The 17,743-nt window shown below is 57.4% G+C and carries 17 protein-coding genes and 2 pseudogenes; 8 read left to right on the forward strand and 11 right to left on the reverse strand.

Going from position 1 to position 17,743, the window contains the following annotated elements; translation table 11 throughout:
* Positions 1 to 89: 89 nt before the first annotated feature.
* The 3 genes from G7047_RS29595 to G7047_RS29605 all read left to right on the forward strand — a co-directional run bounded on the left by G7047_RS29595 (position 90) and on the right by G7047_RS29605 (position 1,520).
* Entirely contained in the window at positions 90 to 737 is a 648-nt protein-coding gene (locus G7047_RS29595; protein WP_166312339.1) for a hypothetical protein, read from the forward strand.
* 94 nt (positions 738 to 831) lie between these two features.
* Complete coding sequence (locus tag G7047_RS29600; RefSeq protein WP_166312340.1) at positions 832 to 1,137, forward strand: type II toxin-antitoxin system HigB family toxin; 306 nt, start codon at positions 832 to 834, stop codon at positions 1,135 to 1,137.
* Entirely contained in the window at positions 1,134 to 1,520 is a 387-nt protein-coding gene (locus tag G7047_RS29605; RefSeq protein WP_166312341.1) for a type II toxin-antitoxin system HigA family antitoxin, read from the forward strand. Before G7047_RS29600 ends, G7047_RS29605 begins: the two co-directional genes overlap by 4 nt.
* A gap of 174 nt (positions 1,521 to 1,694) precedes the next feature.
* Here the strand turns inward: G7047_RS29605 and G7047_RS31265 are convergent, their stop codons facing one another.
* Genes G7047_RS31265 through merT form a run of 3 tightly spaced genes read right to left on the reverse strand, consistent with a single transcriptional unit; the run spans position 1,695 to position 2,592 of the window.
* Positions 1,695 to 1,919, reverse strand: coding sequence for a GDCCVxC domain-containing (seleno)protein (locus tag G7047_RS31265; protein WP_082585479.1), 225 nt, complete (start codon positions 1,917 to 1,919; stop codon positions 1,695 to 1,697).
* Complete coding sequence (gene merP / locus G7047_RS29615) at positions 1,919 to 2,203, reverse strand: mercury resistance system periplasmic binding protein MerP (RefSeq protein WP_056265797.1); 285 nt, start codon at positions 2,201 to 2,203, stop codon at positions 1,919 to 1,921. Before merP ends, G7047_RS31265 begins: the two co-directional genes overlap by 1 nt.
* 14 nt (positions 2,204 to 2,217) lie before the next feature.
* Positions 2,218 to 2,592 (reverse strand): mercuric ion transporter MerT, encoded by a 375-nt coding sequence (merT, locus tag G7047_RS29620; RefSeq protein WP_056265800.1) that lies wholly within the window; start codon positions 2,590 to 2,592, stop codon positions 2,218 to 2,220.
* Positions 2,593 to 2,634: 42 nt separating this feature from the next.
* On the opposite strand from merT, the gene merR reads away from it, so the two are divergent.
* Positions 2,635 to 3,072 (forward strand): Hg(II)-responsive transcriptional regulator, encoded by a 438-nt coding sequence (gene merR, locus G7047_RS29625; RefSeq protein WP_056265803.1) that lies wholly within the window; start codon positions 2,635 to 2,637, stop codon positions 3,070 to 3,072.
* Here the strand turns inward: merR and G7047_RS29630 are convergent.
* The 5 genes from G7047_RS29630 to G7047_RS29650 form a co-directional block, all read right to left on the reverse strand.
* Positions 3,061 to 4,590, reverse strand: a complete 1,530-nt coding sequence (locus tag G7047_RS29630) for an IS66 family transposase (RefSeq protein WP_166311894.1) — start codon at positions 4,588 to 4,590, stop codon at positions 3,061 to 3,063. The two genes, merR and G7047_RS29630, sit on opposite strands and share 12 nt — an antisense overlap.
* A gap of 81 nt (positions 4,591 to 4,671) precedes the next feature.
* Positions 4,672 to 5,004 (reverse strand): IS66 family insertion sequence element accessory protein TnpB, encoded by a 333-nt coding sequence (tnpB, locus tag G7047_RS29635; protein ID WP_056265807.1) that lies wholly within the window; start codon positions 5,002 to 5,004, stop codon positions 4,672 to 4,674.
* Complete coding sequence (locus G7047_RS29640; protein ID WP_056265811.1) at positions 5,001 to 5,351, reverse strand: transposase; 351 nt, start codon at positions 5,349 to 5,351, stop codon at positions 5,001 to 5,003. Before G7047_RS29640 ends, tnpB begins: the two co-directional genes overlap by 4 nt.
* A 416-nt stretch (positions 5,352 to 5,767) precedes the next feature.
* A complete protein-coding gene (locus tag G7047_RS29645) occupies positions 5,768 to 6,532 on the reverse strand; it encodes a YoaK family protein (RefSeq protein WP_166312342.1) in 765 nt (254 codons plus the stop codon).
* Positions 6,533 to 6,727: 195 nt separating this feature from the next.
* Positions 6,728 to 7,087, reverse strand: coding sequence for a hypothetical protein (locus G7047_RS29650; RefSeq protein ID WP_166312343.1), 360 nt, complete (start codon positions 7,085 to 7,087; stop codon positions 6,728 to 6,730).
* A gap of 534 nt (positions 7,088 to 7,621) precedes the next feature.
* Between G7047_RS29650 and G7047_RS31590 the strand changes: the two are divergent.
* Positions 7,622 to 8,059 (forward strand): annotated as a pseudogene (locus G7047_RS31590) (hypothetical protein); the annotation flags it as partial.
* An 84-nt stretch (positions 8,060 to 8,143) separates the two neighbouring features.
* Here G7047_RS31590 and G7047_RS29655 read toward each other — a convergent pair.
* From G7047_RS29655 to G7047_RS29665, 3 genes are all read right to left on the reverse strand, one after another.
* Complete coding sequence (locus tag G7047_RS29655) at positions 8,144 to 8,422, reverse strand: hypothetical protein (RefSeq protein ID WP_166312344.1); 279 nt, start codon at positions 8,420 to 8,422, stop codon at positions 8,144 to 8,146.
* 345 nt (positions 8,423 to 8,767) lie between these two features.
* A complete protein-coding gene (locus G7047_RS29660; RefSeq protein WP_166312345.1) occupies positions 8,768 to 8,917 on the reverse strand; it encodes a hypothetical protein in 150 nt (49 codons plus the stop codon).
* 1,683 nt (positions 8,918 to 10,600) lie between these two features.
* On the reverse strand, positions 10,601 to 11,401 hold the full coding sequence (locus tag G7047_RS29665) for a GntR family transcriptional regulator (RefSeq protein ID WP_166312346.1): 801 nt from the start codon (positions 11,399 to 11,401) through the stop codon (positions 10,601 to 10,603).
* Between the two features lie 298 nt (positions 11,402 to 11,699).
* On the opposite strand from G7047_RS29665, the gene G7047_RS29670 reads away from it, so the two are divergent.
* From G7047_RS29670 to G7047_RS29680, 3 genes and pseudogenes are all read left to right on the forward strand, one after another.
* A complete protein-coding gene (locus G7047_RS29670; protein ID WP_166312347.1) occupies positions 11,700 to 12,602 on the forward strand; it encodes a Rieske 2Fe-2S domain-containing protein in 903 nt (300 codons plus the stop codon).
* An 11-nt stretch (positions 12,603 to 12,613) separates the two neighbouring features.
* A pseudogene (locus G7047_RS29675) lies at positions 12,614 to 15,526 on the forward strand (Tn3 family transposase).
* Positions 15,527 to 16,018: 492 nt separating this feature from the next.
* Positions 16,019 to 17,740, forward strand: a complete 1,722-nt coding sequence (locus G7047_RS29680) for a polymorphic toxin-type HINT domain-containing protein (protein ID WP_166312348.1) — start codon at positions 16,019 to 16,021, stop codon at positions 17,738 to 17,740.
* Positions 17,741 to 17,743 lie beyond the last annotated feature (3 nt).

The following is a 17,743-nucleotide window of genomic DNA, read 5'->3' on the forward strand; positions in this document are numbered from 1 at the left end:
CAGAATCAACGATCTACCAACACCACCCCCGCGCCAGTGCTGGGTTTGCGTACCGCCAGTTATTGCACTGAAAACGAGGGGACCCCGACGTGGCCGAGCAGAAATTGGCCCTTGTACTGGAAGCGACGGAACTGCAGTCCCGGCAAGAGCAGTTCGCTGCAGAAAAGCAGCGCTTTGCAGAACGCGCCTCGGCCCTCGAGTCAGCCATGTTCGCCAAAGACCAACAAATCCTCCAACTTGGACGTCAGCTGGAAGAGCTCAAGCACATGCTTCATGCCAAGACCGAGGAGGCGGAATTGCTGCGCTCGGATCTCTCCAAGCAGCGCATAGCAATGGATGCCATGCGTCAGTTCACCCAGGTCAAGGACGAAGAGCACCGCAAGGAGCGTGAGCGCATCGAAGAGCGAGCAAAGACGCAGGAGCATCGCTTGTTGGCGGAAATCGACCGTGCTCGCCAAGCTACCAAATCGGCGGAGGCCCAGTTGGACGCTCAAGAGAAGCTGGTTGCAAAGCAATTCGCTGAATGCGATGAGCGAGCAAGGGTGCTTGACGACAAATTGCTTGTTACGCAAGAAGAAAAAGCCGTTGTTTTGAAGGATCTGTTGAAAGCCAACGCCCTGCTGCAGCGGCTGCAGTCAGAAGTCGTTGCCGTTCAAGGGGCTGAATTACATCAGCGCAATGGGAGGCTGCGGGCAAAAGCGCCCATCATTCCCCTGAAAAAACGCTTGAAAAAATGACTTTCATCAACGCTGTTCCATTGACTTGCGGTGATCTGTATGACGCACCGAGGCAGTTTCTTGTCATAGTCCCAAATTGGTACTAAAATATCCCATGCGAATCATCGCCCTGTCCACGTTGCGAGAATATTGGGAGCAACACCCCAAGGCCAAGGAGCCTCTGCAGGGCTGGTATGCCGAAGCCCTTCGCGCCAACTGGAAGACTCCGGCGGACATAAAGGCGCAGTATCGCAATGCCAGCTTTGTCGGTAACAACCGGGTGGTGTTCAACATCAAGGGCAACGATTACCGTCTGGTGGTGGCCGTCATGTACCGCGCAGGTGCCCTTTTTGTGAAGTTTGTCGGTACGCACAAAGAGTATGACCAGATCGACGTGACTATCGTGGAGCGCAAATCATGAAGTATCAACTCCAACCCATCCGCACCAACGCCGACTACAAGGCAGCTCTGAAAGCCGCCGAAGCCTTCTTTGATGCAGCAGCAGAACCCTCTCCCGGCAGCAACGAGGAGGCTGTGTTCGAGGCCCTGGTGACACTGATCGAAGCCTACGAGAAGAAGCACTACCCCATTGAGTTGCCGACCCCCATCGATGCCATCAAATTCAGGATGGAACAAGGCGGCATGACGGTCGCCGACATGGCTCCTTACATTGGGCCAAGCAACCGCGTCTACGAGGTCCTCAAGGGCACCCGAAAGCTCTCCGTGACAATGATCCGTCGTCTGATGACCTTGGGTATTCCAGCAGATGTTTTGATCGGTCAAGAACCACCCGCGCATGCCTGATGCGCTTCCCGCCGCGTGTACCGCATAGTCTGTTGCCCCGTAGTTCCGTACACCGTCCTGTCGCTAGCTAGCCCCTACGGGTGCCCAGATTCTGCTGTCTGTGGACACCCTGGGGTAAGCGTCCGGGCACCCCACCCTGATCTACCGCTGGAAGTCGCAGAGGTGGAGTGACCCCTACGTTTTGGAGCCGCAGCAAGCTTCGTCGCCACCGGCCTGGATTGGAGGGCACGGCACCGAACCGAACGAGCAGAACACACAACAATGGCCCGGTTTTGGGCGCAAGACCGTGTGGCAACTTTCGCACTCGTAGAACCATTGGCACGCGTCCGTCGGCATTGTTTCGTTCTTGGCATGCCCACACTCAGGGCACGTCAGAACAGAGTCCAAGATCAAATCCATTACGGCTTTGCCGGGGCAACAGATGACGGGAATCCAGCTTCCGTGGTGGCCTTGGTCAGCACGTCCACCTTGACCTTGGTGTCATCAAAGACCACCGTGGTCTCTCGTTTGGCCAGGTTGGATTTGACGCCAATGACTCCGTCGATCTGGGTCAGTGCCTTCTTCACCGTGATGGGGCAAGTGGCACAACTCATGCCGGGCACCGACAGAGTGACGCTTTGTTGGGCAGCCCAGCCGGGCGTCAGCAGCAAGAGTGCTGCAGTGGTCATGATCAACCGCTTCATGTCGGAGCCTTTCATCAGTAGAACCAGTGGGCGAACAGGGGGAACACCAGCGCGGCCACCAGCAACAGGGTCACCAGGGCAAACAGCACCTTGTAGGAGAGGCTGACCATCGGCCGCTGACATACCTGTCCCGCTTCACAGGCCACAACCGGGCGCCATATCCGGCGCGCCGCAAAGATCAAGGCGATAGTGGCTGCACCAATGAACAGTGGTTGGTACGGCTCCAGCAGCGTCAACGTGCTGATCCATGCTCCAGAGATGCCCAGCATGATCAGCACCAGAGGGCCAAGGCAGCAGGCGGACGCAAGGAGCGCGGACAGGCCACCCGCGATCAAGGCCTTTCCACCGCCAGTGGCACGGGCAGAAATGTCTGTAGATTTTGTTGACATGGCTTAAGCTTAGTCCCGTACATTGGTACGGAGTCAAGCACCATGAGCCTTCCTCTTCCGCATGCCCACCCCGGCTTGACCATTGGTGATCTGGCCAAGGCGGCCGGTGTCAATGTAGAGACCATACGGTTCTACCAACGCAAGGAGCTGATGCCCGAGCCAGAACGGCCCCAGGGCAGCATTCGGCGATATGACCAGAATGACCTATCGCGATTGCATTTCATCAAGACTGCGAAGCGGCTGGGGTTCAGCCTGGATGAGACCGCGCAGTTGCTGCAACTCGACGATGGTGCGAGCTGCGCTCAAGCCCGTACACACGCAGAGTCCAAGCTCGCCGAAGTTCAACTCAAGCTTGCAGACCTGCACCGAATGGAAGCCGTACTCTCTGAACTGATCGATCTCTGCAGTTCTGGGAGAGGCAAAGTCCGTTGCCCGCTGATTGCGGCAATGGAGAGGCAGTCGCCTCCGCTACAGATTTGAAGCAGTGGTGGACTGCCAGCGATGTGGCAAAAGATCATGGATGCGGCTGGCGCGCTGCATGGGCAGACGTGCCATCACATCGCGCAGGTAGGCGTAGGGGTCATGCCCGTTCATGCGCGCTGACTGGATCAAGCTCATGACGGCGGCGGCGCGTTGGCCCGCGCGCAGGCTGCCAGCGAAGAGCCAGTTGTTGCGACCAATGGCAATGGGCCGGATCTGGTTCTCGATCCAGTTGTTGTCCAAAGGCAGTTGCCCATCGTCGACGAACCGGGTCAACGCCACCCAGCGCCGCAGGCTGTAGTCCAGCGCCTTGGCGCTCGCTGAACCTTCGGGCACCTTCTGGCGTTGCAGCAGCATCCACTGGTGCAAGGCATCGAGCAGCGGCTTCGTTTGTTGTTGCCGGATGGCCCGGCGCTGATCGGCGCTGAGCTCCTTGACCTCGCGCTCGATTTCGTAGACCCGACCGAACTGCTGCAGCGCGAACTCGGCGATCTGGCTCTGGTTAGCTGCATGCAGATCGAAGAACTTGCGCCGCGCGTGCGCCAGGCAACCGACCTCGGTCACGCCGCTGGCGATCAAGGCTTTGTAGCCGCTGAAGTCGTCACAGGTGAGGCTGCCTCTCCAGTCGCCCAGGAAGCGCCGGGCATGTTCGCCCGAGCGTGATTCGCAGAAGTCGTAGACGATCACCTTGGTGTTCTCGAAGGCACCCGTGGCATAGGCCCAGAGGTAGGCCCGGTGCGTCTTTCCGTTGCCCGGCTTGAGCATGGACACCGGCGTCTCATCGGCATGCAGCACGCGGTGCTGCAGCAGCTCGTTTCTCATGGCATCCACAAGTGGCTGCAACTGCACGCCACACGCGCCCACCCACTGAGCGAGCGTGGAACGCGGGATCGCGAGACCAGCTCGACCAAAGATCGCTTCCTGGCGGTACAGCGGAAGGTGATCGGCGTACTTGGCCACCAGCACCTGCGCCAGCAGCCCGGTGGTGGGGATGCCCTTGTCGATGATGTGCGGATCGACGGGGACTTGGGTGAGCGTCTCGCACTTCGCACAAGCCCACTTGCCCCGGATGTGGCGCTCGACGCTGAAGACGCCAGGCACATAGTCCAGCTTCTCGGCCACGTCCTCGCCCACGCGCTTCATCTGGCAACCGCAGGCACAGGTGGTCGAGTCGGGCTCGTGGCGGATCTCGCGCCGCGGCAGGTTGGCTGGCAGCGGCGCGCGCTTGGGAACCTTCTTCTCTTCAACCTTGGCGGGCGCCTGCGCTTCTTGCAGCGCATCGATCTCGGTGGCCACGGCTGCCAGGTCGGCCTCGATCTCGTCTTCGAGCAGGCTCTTCTGTTCGGGGTTGAAGCGTTCGGATTGAGCTGCGAACTTCATGCGCTTCAAGAGCGCGTTCTCGTGCGTGAGTTTGTCCAGCAACGCGCTCTGGTGGCGCAGCTGCGTCATGAGGCGCGTGGTCAGCTCACGCAGCTCTTCTGCGCTCAGGCTCTGCAGGGATTGAGGCTCGACCACCATGGGCATCCACTGTGCCAGCACTGGCACACGCGCACCATTGGCGCATGCCCCAATTGGCAAGCACCGGTCTGCGCTTCAGAGTCAGACCACGGTGATGACACCACCGTTGCCAAGGCGCTGCCAGGGCAGGCCCAGCACCAGCGCATCGAACTGGGCTCGGGTGAGCGAGGCGGTGCTTGCCGCATCACGCGGCCAGACGAACTTGCCGCTGTTGAGGCGACGCGCTGCCAGCCACACACCGATGCCGTCGTGCACCAGCACCTTCATGCGGTTGGCGCGTCGATTGGCGAACAGGTAGGCGTGGTGCGGGCGCGCTGCGCCGAAGACCGACACCACGCGAGCCAGCGCCGTCTCGGTGCCCGATCTCATGTCCAGCGGCTCAGTGGCCAGCCACAGCGCATCAACCCGGATCACTTGAGCAGCTCTCGCATCCACACGGCGCACTGGTCGGCCGCATCCAATGGCCAGGTCACCGAGACGGTGGTGGCGCCACGGCGCAGCTCGATGCGGATGTCTGGTGCAAGTGCAGGCCCTGGTGAACATGCCGCTGGCGGCAGCGGCACTGGAACGAATGCGGGGGCCTGGAGTGCAGGCAGCGCGCCACCCGCTTCGCGGCGCCACTTGTGAACGACGTTGGCGTTGATGCCGTACGACAAGGCAATGCTGGCCACCGATGCACCCGGCTCGGCGCACTGAGCAATGATCTGCTGCTTGAGCTCGGCGCTGTGCCGCCGGCGGGTCTTCTTCTTGGCTTCATTCATGGTGTCCACCTAAATCTTTGGTGGACACCATCGTTGCCGCTTAGACCAATCCCTTCAAGGGTGGGATGACCGTGCGCTTACACCCTGGGTAACAACATCTTCAAGCTCGAATGCGTTAAGGACCCTCTGCACGAATCGATCGTCAAGCAGCTTGTGCGGATCGGGAGGTGGGATACGAGGCGAAAACCGCAGCGATAGCTGCAGCTATCGCGAGGATTTTCAACGCCGTAGACCGCTCGAGTCCACGCAAGCATGCGTCGATCTGATTCGTGCAGCGGGTCCTTGAGCCAACAGGGTTGGTACGATGAGGGATAGCGAAGCATGCTGCGCAAAGTCCGAATGTACGGATGCAATCTTTACCTGTTTTTCCGCTTCAAAAGCGTGCTTGGCAAACCGGGGGGATCCAAGTACGACTCTTATAGTTGAGCGTCAAAAATCAACGTTCCAAGAGCCTTGGCGTCTCTTACTATTGGGGGGATGGAGAGAAGCAGAAGTAGCGCGGCAAGCGGCAGGACACATATAAAGCCGGCGTGCTTGAACCCAATAGCCCCTGAAATACCGCCGGAAATGAACATCCCAACTAGCCCTGCATGAGTCTTCATACGCTTCAAATTTTGCGCCCATTGGGCGGTTGATCCGGGATCACTACGAACCAAGAAAAACAGTTTCCCTATCTCCATTCCCAAGTCTGTGATATTTCCCGTCATGTGCGTGGTGCGAACACTACCACCCGAGGTCTTGGAGCCAACAGCGTTCTGAAGTCCCATAATGAACGACAGCAAAATGACAGCAAGCGGCAGGGCGAACGGTGTAGCCCAAGCCAACATCACAGAACCCATCAATCCAAACAGGAGCATTAGAAGCGCCTCGAGCATTAGCGGTAGCGCATAGACGCTGTAAAGCTTGTGTTTCCGACTCCAACCTACCAGTATGGCGCACGCAGCTGCTCCAAGCAAAAACGACAAGATTGCCCCAATTGCACTCAGCACGAGTTCCCGATCTTTGAGCGTCAGCCCATCGGCAAACTGCGATGCGAATCCTGACATATGCGACGTGTACATGTGCAGCACCATAAATCCTCCCGCATTCATTGCCCCAGCATTGAACGCGAGAAGCAACCCAAGCGCAATGTTGGTGGAAGGCGCCCGGTGCCGGTTTGTCAGGTAGCGAATTCTGCGCAAGAGACTCCCTCATTCCGGAACAATCCAGACAGCTAAGGATTGCATACTCTTCCCGCCACGCTGGTGGGACCCATCAGATTCCGAGTTGACCGCGCGCGCGTAGCACCCAAGGTATTGAACCCCAACTTCTAAATGCGAACGCCTCAAGACTCTTCCAAACCTTGAGGCGTCAATCAATCTCTATTCAAAAGAAGTTCACATTTTGAGCTTTCCTTCGACATCGTTCACTTTGCGCCTAGCGAGTGCGAGATTGGCCCGGCCTGAGTCTAGAACGTAGTAGACAAAAATTCCCGTATTGTGCTCGGATGGACGAAGGATATGGTACTGCTTTCCCAATGTGATGAGCATGTCCTCAATCTGGTCGTTTAGACCAAGCGCTTTCATCGTCTTTACTTTCGCCCGCATGACCTCGGTATTGCCTGCGGCGGCCAACTCCATGTCAACCGCATTGCCCTTGCTGCCAAGAATCATGCCGCTGGTGTAATCAACGATTGCAGCGCAAAGTGCGCCATCCAAAGACATCAGATCATCCAGACTTTCATTTAGGTTCGACATTTATCCATCCCTTCGTCGCTATTAATCAGAAATGATCGAAATTAATCATCAGGTAAATATTCAATCAGTTCTGATCGAAGTCAGCAACAATCATTTCAATAGATAAATTCTATTAAAGGAAGAGTTGTTCCATGCAAACTTGTTTTCATTGATATAAATCAATAGCAAGTACTTACATCAATATTGTCAACAAATATGAACTGCTTTATTGAGGCTGTCAGTTCTGACGCATGCAAGCAAATACTTCAGATTGCATCGGTAACACCTCGTTCGCATTGACCAGATCGCAAAACGCCCTCACCTCCACGTCTTGCTGTCCAAGATTCATGCTAAGTTTTGCGACCACTCTGGCGAGTGCTGCAGGTTGTCGATCGGGGTCTGTGGTCTATTCCTGAGATCGCGGTGGGTCGCGTCATCGCTTTGGGTTTTCGCGCGATTGATGGAGGGGCTGCTGGGTGAGGCATCGAGTTGCAGGCGGCAAGCGCGGACCACGCCGAATCTGGTGGGAGCATCGACGCTTAAGATGATCAAGCCATGGATCAGTTCAACAAGTTCTCTCCTGAGGGCCGCGGGCGCGCAGTCCGCATGGTGAAGGAGCACTGCGGGGAATACACTTCACGGTGGGCAGTCGTTGAATCGATTGCACTCAGGGTTGGCTTGCGCACCGCAAGCTCGTGGCATGCCAATATGCAGGTGTATGGCATCGTCATAGCTTGGCGCCAGTCGGTGTGTGGGGGTAGGGTTGTGGCATCCTCTGCGCTGGGAACGGCTCATGCGCCGCCCTGATATGCGAGGTGTGATGCAGGGCGAGGTGTTTGCGCCACGATCAATGATGCCAAGGCGACATGTCCACCTGATCGCGTCAATCGGCCGTTCCGTGCCGAGCGTCCGAATCAACTTTTAGCCAGTGTTTTCACAAACATATCGACGTGGCGAAGTTGGCAGTACCTGGCCTTTGTCGCTGATGTGTACACCTGCCAGTGCGGCGACTGAGGTAGCCGCTTGATTTGAACCATCCAGCCTCCACGAGGGTTCGTTTCTTGGCGTTTCCCAAGGTTATGTTTGGACTGTTTCTACCTCTTTGAATTCGATATCTTCGATCCTGGAGGCATTCGTCTGAACGCGTCGAAGTAGCTGTTTCCGGAACATCATTCCGCCAACCTCGCACAGTGCATCGAGGTCGTCTTTTGTCAGCCAGCCCTTTTCTTTAGTGATCCATTGCGCCAGCTTCACGATCGCGGGATCGAGATCAAATGGATCTTCGTTCTCGACCATTCGCGCCGCACGCTCGTGGAAATTGTCGATGGTCGACGTGATATCGAGTTCCTCAGTCATGCTCGATAGTGTCGTTCACTGTTACTGGGTGTGACGGTCAACAACTGTCAGACCCATGTGATACATCTCAAATGCTGTTACCCAGCCGGGCTGATCTTTTGCCGAAAATAAGCCACCAGAAGATGGTCTGAAACGTGGTCTCTCAGCACACAAGTCGCACGGCATCTCGAACCAGCGATCCGCTATGGTTCACACAAATGCGGCCCTGCTGAAGTCTGCCAACGCATGCACGGATGGGCGCAAGCTGAAACTCGCAACTTTCTCAATGCGCTTTTCTAGCTCACTTCACCCGTCGGAACATGCTCCGGCGAACCTGTTCCTGAAATAGAAGCCCGCCTATATCCGTCAGCTCATTGTGAGAGAAATCCAAATTGCAAGCCTGGCTATCGACTCTTCTGGATTTCGGCGCTGTGCATGTCTAGCTTCCAGTACTTCTGCTCGCCTACGGAACATGACAACAATTGGATGGTCTACTGTTTCAATGACTGTTTCCATGGCCATCTCCTGTATATAAGTAGTATTAAACTATTTATCAGGCCTTTCTGTTAGCGACTGTCTGTAGTCGCCCTGATAGCCGAAATTTGGAGCTACCGCGACCTCAAAGCGCCAATGCGTGTCGAACGCGGGCACTCGCGGGTCAGCAAACCAATGAGCCGCACCATCTGCATCTATCGCCCACCAATGCGCGTGTGCAGGGGCACTGCTCCAGTCAATGCATGGGTGTCCCAATGTCTTGCCGCTGCAAAGTCCTTGCGCCCAGCAGAATGCAAATTCTTGCGGAGCCATGTTGATCGGATGATTGACAAGCTGTGAAGATGTGGACATATGGCCCTCCCAAAATGTCGTCTTGGAAAATTCTGCAACAAGTTTGCAATAACACTGATTGGCTCTGATAGTCTGCGCCAGCTTTTGAGTGAACGCTATCCCCCGAAATAGGGATAGCGTTTGCCATCTGGAATAAGAAAGCCACCCGAAGGTGGCAATGGAGGGGTCTGTCTTGGAGTCTCACGACAATACCAGGCCAGATCGCGTCCATTGGGACATCGGCGCATGTCACGCTGTGGAATCAGGCCACATGGAGGCGACTTATGCGTGATTGGATGGCTCCTGACATGGAGCGGAGAGCACGAAACTCAAAGGTCAGGCGCGAGGTAATGCAGGGATTGCAAAGTGAGCACCGATACGGCAACCACCTGGCAGAATGCGGCTGCCTACGAAATGCGTCGACGCGGCACCAGGCAACTGCGGCGAAAGCCGACGGCCCATTCTGCCGTAGCGGTGGTCACACCGGTGATTGAGTCGGCATTGAGGTCATCCAGATCGAAATATTTCCAAGTTGGAATGCCAGTCGGCACCGTCGGTTCACCTGTTGTGGTGCTGGATGAAAACGGAAGGCCGTATCCCCCGCGGCCTTGGTTAGCCAAGTGGGTGAACTTCGCGTTAACCACAATCTATTCAATTCACCTCAACTGTGTCGGCATCTGCGGGGAGATTGGCGTCGCAGAGGAACCTGGGAATGCCAGGTGGTGTAGTCACGGCCATAGAGGGCGTGACTACACCCGCTGCCAAAACGGCACTCAACCAAACACGCATCCGCTTCATTGAAGGGCCCTTCCAAAACGAATGGCAATCAAATGTATGTGCATTGAGTGCTTTTGTCTCAATAAGATATTTGAGTTACAAATTGAAGACGCAACAATGAATTTGGCTGCAGGGTTCGAAAACTTTGGGACAGCACCTCCATGAATTCCGCAGTAGCTTGCATAAAAGCATAAGCGCCTCCTCAAGAGGCAAGGAAGGGATCTCCAAGGGGTTCCATCTCATGTTGCGGTCGATGTTCCTGCGTGCGTGTCACTGTGCGGCTTGATCAGATCGCTCACCAATCGACAATCCGGTCCCAGAAAGCGCATATGAACCTTTAGAAGCGATAAAGCGTGCAACACGCACATGTGATTTGAAACAGGTCAGACCCGAGTGAGCTCAATCTGATTAAAAAAACGGACTTCACCAGTCCGTTGCAGAGATGCGGTGACTACCAGCGAATTGCATCGGGGTCAGAAGGTCAAGTGAAGTAGCCTGCCCACTTGCAAAAAAGGCCAAAGACAAAGCTGCAACCGATTTATTCACAATGATTCCAGGAGTTCTCCAACGAGGGGCCTTAAAGCCATACGCCACGAATCAAGTCGGCACTTTGATACCCAGAAGTGCAGGTGACAGGCGGGTAACGGCAGGCAACTTGGACTGATAGTCTTCTAGTTCGAGCAACGCCTTGATGTACTTCCACGCAGACCGTGAATGTTCTCGTGCAATGGCTTCTGCACGGGCACCTTCGCGGGCACGGATCGCCTCCACCAGCGACCGGTGTTGCTCCTGCGCAAACAACATGATCTGGTGGTTGAATGCCGGTGTATCGTGCGACGTCGAAATGAAGCAGTTCGGGGCTGCAAACGGCAGTGTGACGATTCTCTGGATGGATTTCTTGAGCATCGGGCTTTGTGCTGCCTCTATCAGAAGTGCATGGAACTCGTCATTCAACTCCACATATTGGGTCACGTGCCGCGTTTCTTTCATGCTTTGCAGCACCACGTCCAGAGCGGCCACGCATCGGTCGAGTTTTTGGAGCGTGCTTAACGGGGCTCCTCGCTCAGCAGCCAGCCGGGCCGCCATGCCTTCTAGCTCGCCGCGAATCGCGATTGAGTCGAACACGTCTGCCTCCGAAAAGGATGCAACGGCATAACCTCCTCCGGGCAGAGCGTCAATCATGCCCTCCTCGCACAGGCGAAGAATGGCAGCCCGCGCGGGTGTGCGCGAGACGTTGATCTTGTCCACCACCATCTGTTCCAAGACTCGTTCCCCGGCCTTCAGTGCACCTTCAAGAATCATGCCGCGAAGACCAATCACTGCCTTGACGGTTTGCGAATGACCAGACTCCTCGCTGGCGACAGAGGAAAGGGCAACTAAATTTTGCGTGCGACGCATGATGAATCGATGCCCTTCAATTGGGTTTCCGGGATATCGCATTCTGCCCCAGTCTCAGCGTGGATTGATGCGAAATGAATGCCCGCATTTTTGCTGTTTCAGCCACATTTATCCAATTGAATGTATACGTAAAAAATATAAAGCAAGGGATTTCACTAATATTTTGCACAAAATTTAAGCTGAAAATTCGAATTAAGGAATTCAACGTATACGTTATCTGCGATGAATTTCTCCAATCTGCTGAGCGGGGCAAGCCATCTCAGCAGCCATCGCAAGCTGGTTTTCGTAGGAGAGTGTCATGTTCATTCGCAACGCGTGGTACATCGCAGCCTGGGCTGACGAGGTGAAGGACGTACCGCTGGGTAGAAAGTTGCTCGGAGAAAACGTGGTGTTGTTTCGTGATGTTCACGGCCGCGCTGCAGCGCTGGAAGACAGGTGCTGTCATCGCGGTGCGCCCTTGCGCTTCGGAGCCGTGACCGAGCAAGGATTGCAGTGCGGTTATCACGGGCTTGTTTTCGACTGTGCAGGAAGCTGCGTGCACATTCCCGGCCAAGACCGTATTCCTGGCAAAGCCAAGGTCAAGAGTTTCCCGTTGGTGGAAAAAGACCAGTTCCTATGGATCTGGATGGGCGCAGCGAAGGACGCCGATCCCAGCCTCATCGTGGACTACCCCTACCACAACGATCTGGAGCACTGGCCGCACAAGCACACCATGTACCACGTGAAGGCGGGTTACCAGCTCATGGTGGACAACCTGATGGACCTGACCCATTTGGCCTATGTACACAAGAGCACCATTGGCGGGCAAAGTGCCACGGCGCACGTAGAAGCCAAAACACAGGTGACACCGAACGAAGGTGGTTTGCACTTCGTGCGCTGGCTTTTGAACAGTGATCCTCCGCCAACCTATGTCAAAGCCGTTGGTATGCAAGGCAAGATTGATCGCTGGATGGACTTCGAATACATCGCGCCAGGCAGTATCCGGCAATGGACTGGGGCCCTGAACGTTGGTTGTGGTGCACAGGAAAACCGCAACCAGGTTGGCGGATTTTCACTGCGGGTATTTCGGGGTCCCCTCGTTTTCAGTGCAATAACTGGCGGTACGCAAACCCAGCACTGGCGCGGGGGTGGTGTTGGTAGATCGTTGATTCTGTTGGCTTTCCTGTTCACTTCTCAAACGGGTATCGTGGCCTCCCACTAATGGGGTTCACGATGCAGGACTGGCAAACGACGTTTTTGGGGATGCGTGAGCTGCCCCGCGATATCAGTGACTTCGAGATGAAGGCGTTTTTCACCTTCGATGGTGCAGAGCGCGAGGCAATCAATGCGCGCCGGGGTGACGCCCACAAGCTCGGTCTGGCGCTGCATATCGGGTTTTTGCGCATGAGTGGCCGCCTGCTGTATGCCTTTCGGGTGGTTCCCGTCGCCCTGTGGCGCCACTTGAGCGAGGAACTTGGCATTGCCACCCCTGATGTGGCTTCGCTGCGCACGCTGTACGGGCGGGAGAAGACACTGTTCGATCACCAGCAAGTAGCGTGCACGGCCCTTGGTTTTCGGTGGATGAGCGAGCACCAACGCCGCTCCCTGGTGCGTGAACTGCGGGACGAAGTGGCCCGTTGCGCCGACCGCGATCAACTGCTCGGGAGGGCCCGCCAATGGCTGTACAAGAATAAGCTGGTGATCGTGCACGAGCGGGCCATCCGGACTTTGATTGCGAGCGCACTCACCCAGCTCGAAGCGGAGACAGGTGCTGCAATCGCCGCCAGCGTCGATCCGGCAACCCTTGATCGGTGGCGAACCTCGGTTGCAGAGCTGCGCCCAGATGGACAAACCCAACAAAGCTGGCTGTGGTCGGCGCCGGCCAAGCACTCAACCCGCCAAATCAGCGAGGTACTTGAACGCATCGATCTGCTGTACGAGCTGGACGTTCATAAACACCTGACCGACATCCCCGATCTCATCTTGCGCCGTTACGCGCGCCGACTAGTCTCTCGGCCGCCGTCTGCCGGCGCCAAGATCAAGGAACCCGCGCGCACCGTGGAGGTCGCCTGCTTTCTGCGGTATTGCCTGTTCACCACCACGGACCAGTTGATTTTGATGGTGCAGCGCCGGATTGCCGATCTGTGGCGCCAGACCGCTGCCGAGGTCCCCGCCACCGTCAACTGGGCGGCGATGTACAAAACGCTACTGGCCGAACTCGTGGCCTTGAGCGCCCAGGGCGCTGTGCCGGACGCCGAGCTGCGCGCACGGCTTGAAGCCTTGGTCATCGAAACCCAGAAACGCAAGCCACCCAGTCGGGCCTCCCTTGTGCGCGAAGGATTGATTGATGTCATTCGCCCCGTACGCTCACTGCTTGTGGCAATTGCAAAGCTTCCATGGCAAGCCACCGGAGAGCATCCCACCATCGACGCCCTGACGAAATTGAGCGCCTATTACGCCAGTAACATCAGAAAGTTGCCGGATGGCGTTGTCGCGCCAGGCCTGGGAAGGTCTGGCAAGCCGCCATATCCAGCCCAGACCGGGAACGGGCGTTTCGGGCATTGGAGGTTGCCACCTTGTTTGCCCTGCGCCGCGCGGTGCGCAATGGATCGGTCTGGATCGAGCACAGCTTGAGTTTTAGGGGCCGTGCACGCCTGTTCTTCACGGACGAACGTTGGAAGGACGAGTCCAAGAAGCACTATGCCCGTCTGTCGCTGCCCGGCAAGGCGGCCACCTTTCTGAAGCCATTGTTGGCCAAGGTAACTGCAGGTGTCGATGCTGTGGCTGCGGCGGCACGCAGTGGCGTACTGCGCGTCGACGATGAACTCCACCTCTCAGTTTTACCCGCCGAAGACGAAGACCCGAAGTCACCAAGCTACGGGCGGCTTTGGATCACCGCATCGGCGAAGTGCAATTGCCTGAAGTGATTCTGGCCGTTGACGCCCAGGTGCGCTTCAGCTGGATCATGCTCGGCCGTGAACCACGGTCAACAGCGGAACTGCTGATGGTCTATGCCGGCATCATGGCCCACGGCACCAGTCTGACAGCCATCGAATGCGCGCGCATGATTCCGCAGTTGTCTGCCACCAGCATCCGCCAGGCCATGCGCTGGGCACGGGACGAACGCCGTCTGAGTCAGGCTTGCCAGGCGGTGCTGGAGTTTATGCAACGCCACCCGATCGCCACCACTTGGGGCCGTTCAGACCTGGCGTCTTCTGACATGATGAGCATGGAGACAACCAAGCGGGTATGGCAGGCCCGGCTTGATCCCCGGCGCAACACGCCCTCCATTGGCATCTACTCCCATGTACGCGACCGCTGGGGAATCTTTCACGCACAGCCCTTCGTGCTCAATGAGCGCCAAGCTGGCGTGGCCATTGAAGGCGTCATACGTCAGGAACGCCTTGAAACCAGCCAACTGGCGGTGGACACCCACGGCTACACCGATTTTGCGATGGCACTGGCCCGGTTGTTGGGCTTTGATCTTTGCCCGCGGTTGAAGGAATTGAAACAACGCCACCTGTTCGTGCCTCGCGGCGCCAAGGTGCCAGCCGAAATAGCTGCGGTGTGCGAGGCCAATGTTGACGTTGCCCTGATCGAAAAGCATTGGGACAGCCTGGTGCATCTGGCGGCTTCGGTCATGAGTGGTCACGCCAGTGCGGTGGCAGCACTGGCGCGGTTTGGCTCTGCTGCCCAGGGTGACCCCATCTATGACGCTGGCGTGCAATTGGGACGTTTGCTGCGAACCGCGTTCCTTGCCGACTACTTTGTTAAGGACGCTTTCAGGAATGAATTGCGCCGGGTGCTCAACCGGGGGAGGCGGTCAACGCCCTCAAGCGCGCCATTTACACCGGCCGGATCAGCCCGGCACAGGCCAAACGTGTGGACGAAATGCAGGCTGTGGCCGACGCGTTGAGTCTGCTGGCCAACATCGTCATGGCGTGGAACACGTCACAAATGCAGGCTGTTCTGGATCGCTGGTCGAACCGCCGCCAGGCCATTCCGCCGGAACTGATCGGAAAAATTGCTCCCACCAGGCTGGAAAGCATCAACCTGCGAGGCGTGTTCCGCTTTCCTGTTGACCGTTATGCCGACCAAATCCTGCCCTCGCGGCAGGGAGCACCGATAACTGGCACCAACGGATGAAACCGATCACGGTTTGACGCCACGAATCCCGGATTTGAAGGTGAACAGGAAAGCCAACAGAATCAACGATCTACCAACACCACCCCCGCGCCAGTGCTGGGTTTGCGTACCGCCAGTTATTGCACTGAAAACGAGGGGACCCCCAGAAAACCCTCTGCTGCCCAGCCTGTCCAATCATCGCGAGCCTTGTGGCTCGCGCAGGTCTTGTGGCTGCCGGTCTGTGGGGTGCTGGGGCTAGGTCTTATTACTTTCCCCAGGCAGCCATTTATTCAAACCAAATCATGCTCCAGCGCTTACCCATCAAGCGCGAGCAGCTATCAATTGAGTAGCGTCTTTCGGTAAGACACACAAGACCGCCTCACCAGCCACACCACCCCCGAGCGCACCGCCCCCAGGCTGTTCAGCCGCACCGAATACACCAACGGCCTGGGCAGCAGCAGCCGCACCACGCAACTGCACGCAGACAGCCAAGGCACACTGATCGCCACCGTAGTGAGCGAGTCAGGCGCAGCCAAAGCAGACAGCCTGCTGCACTACAGCGCCTACGGCCTCATCGACAGCGAAGCCAGCGGCAACGCAGGCACAGGCCTCAGAAGCAACGGCCACAGCTTCGGAAGCTACTACGCAGACCCCGAGACAGGGCTCTTGTACGCCAGGGCGCGGTACTTTGACCCGGCCAGCGGGCAGTTTGTGAGCCGGGACCCAGAGGAGGGAGAAGCTAACCTACCCATCACCTGGGGGGCGTACCAGTACGGACGGTATAGCCCGTATCGGTACAACGACCCCAATGGCAAATGCGACAGCTTGAGTGACTGCAGCATCAAAACTGCAGGTGGTGTGGTCGGCGGCATTGGCCTCACCGCCGTCAAAGCCGTCGAAGGCGCCCTGGACACAGTCCAATTTGTAGCGGACGGCTACCTGGGACTGCTGGGGCACAAAGCCTCGCAAAGAAGGAACAGCGAACGGCTGGACATGATCAGCGGCGTCATCGACAACGCCGACAAGATCCCAGCCGCCGTCAAACAAGCCATCGTCAACGTTGACGCCAAACCACAAGCCGAAGACGCTGCAGGCAACACCTTCACAGCCGCCATGCTACGCGGCAACTACGCCGGTGAGATCGCGCTGGCAGTGGCAGGCTTGCCCCAGGCAGCCCGCAGCGCAGCCAGCTTGGTCGATGCCGGGCTGAGCGCAACAGGCAACGCAGCTGCCAAGAGCCGCATAGCAGCCAGAGCCCTCGCGCGCGAGCTGGAAGCAGCCGAGCCAGCACTGGCGGCCAAGACCCCCAGTGTCGGGCCAGAGCAAGTGCGGCACCAGATAGGGGATACCACGCCCACCATGGTGCGCGAAGGCCCCAAGATCTCCGCCACAGGCGAGAACGTACCCACCAGCAAAACCGCAAGGGCCACCCCCAGCGAACCCTGCTGCTTCGCCCCCGGCACCCTGGTCGCCACAGAGACAGGCGAGCGTCCCATTGAAACCATCGAAGTGGGCGACCTCGTATGGACGCGCCTGGAAGACGGCACAGGGCAAGCCTTCCTGGCCCCGGTGACTGCCATCCACATCCGCCACGACCGGCCCATCCTGCGGCTGAGCGTGGAGCAGGTGCAAACCGGCGAGCCCGAAGACACCACCCAACCCACCGCCGAAGACCTACTGGTCACTCCTGGCCACCCGTTCTACGTAGCGGGCCAAGGCTTCGTGAGCGTGGAAGACCTACAGCAGGGTGACGAAATGGTGTCACTGGGCAGCGGCAAAACGCTGCGGATCAAGAGTCTGGTGCTGGAGGCACCGCAGGGCACAACGCACAACCTGACGGTGGACGTGGGGCACACGTTCTTTGTGGGGGCCTTGGGCACATGGGTGCACAACGTGGGGCCGTGCAATACTTGTCCAGGTGGGGCGTGTGGTCGGGATGCGCTTGCGCGCAGTACTGAACGCTGGACTCCACACCCGGAATTCCAGCAACCCGCGCCAGGCAGAGGGCAGTTCCTCGGTGATATTGGTAATTCTCCTTTCTCTCTGTCTGACGAAGCTGCGGCAGTGATGGGTGTACCGCGAGGATCAGTCGTTCCCTGGATGGAGGGAGTTCCTGACTTCGGCAAGTACACAGTTTCTGGGCCTGCCGGCATGCAGGGGCAATTTAGTGTCAAAAATCTGATGGGTGATCATGGCATGGCGGTCTCAAATCTGAAGTGCAACACCGCTGGTTGATAT

It is taken from the genome of Diaphorobacter sp. HDW4A, from assembly GCF_011305995.1.
Taxonomy (GTDB): domain Bacteria; phylum Pseudomonadota; class Gammaproteobacteria; order Burkholderiales; family Burkholderiaceae_C; genus Diaphorobacter_A.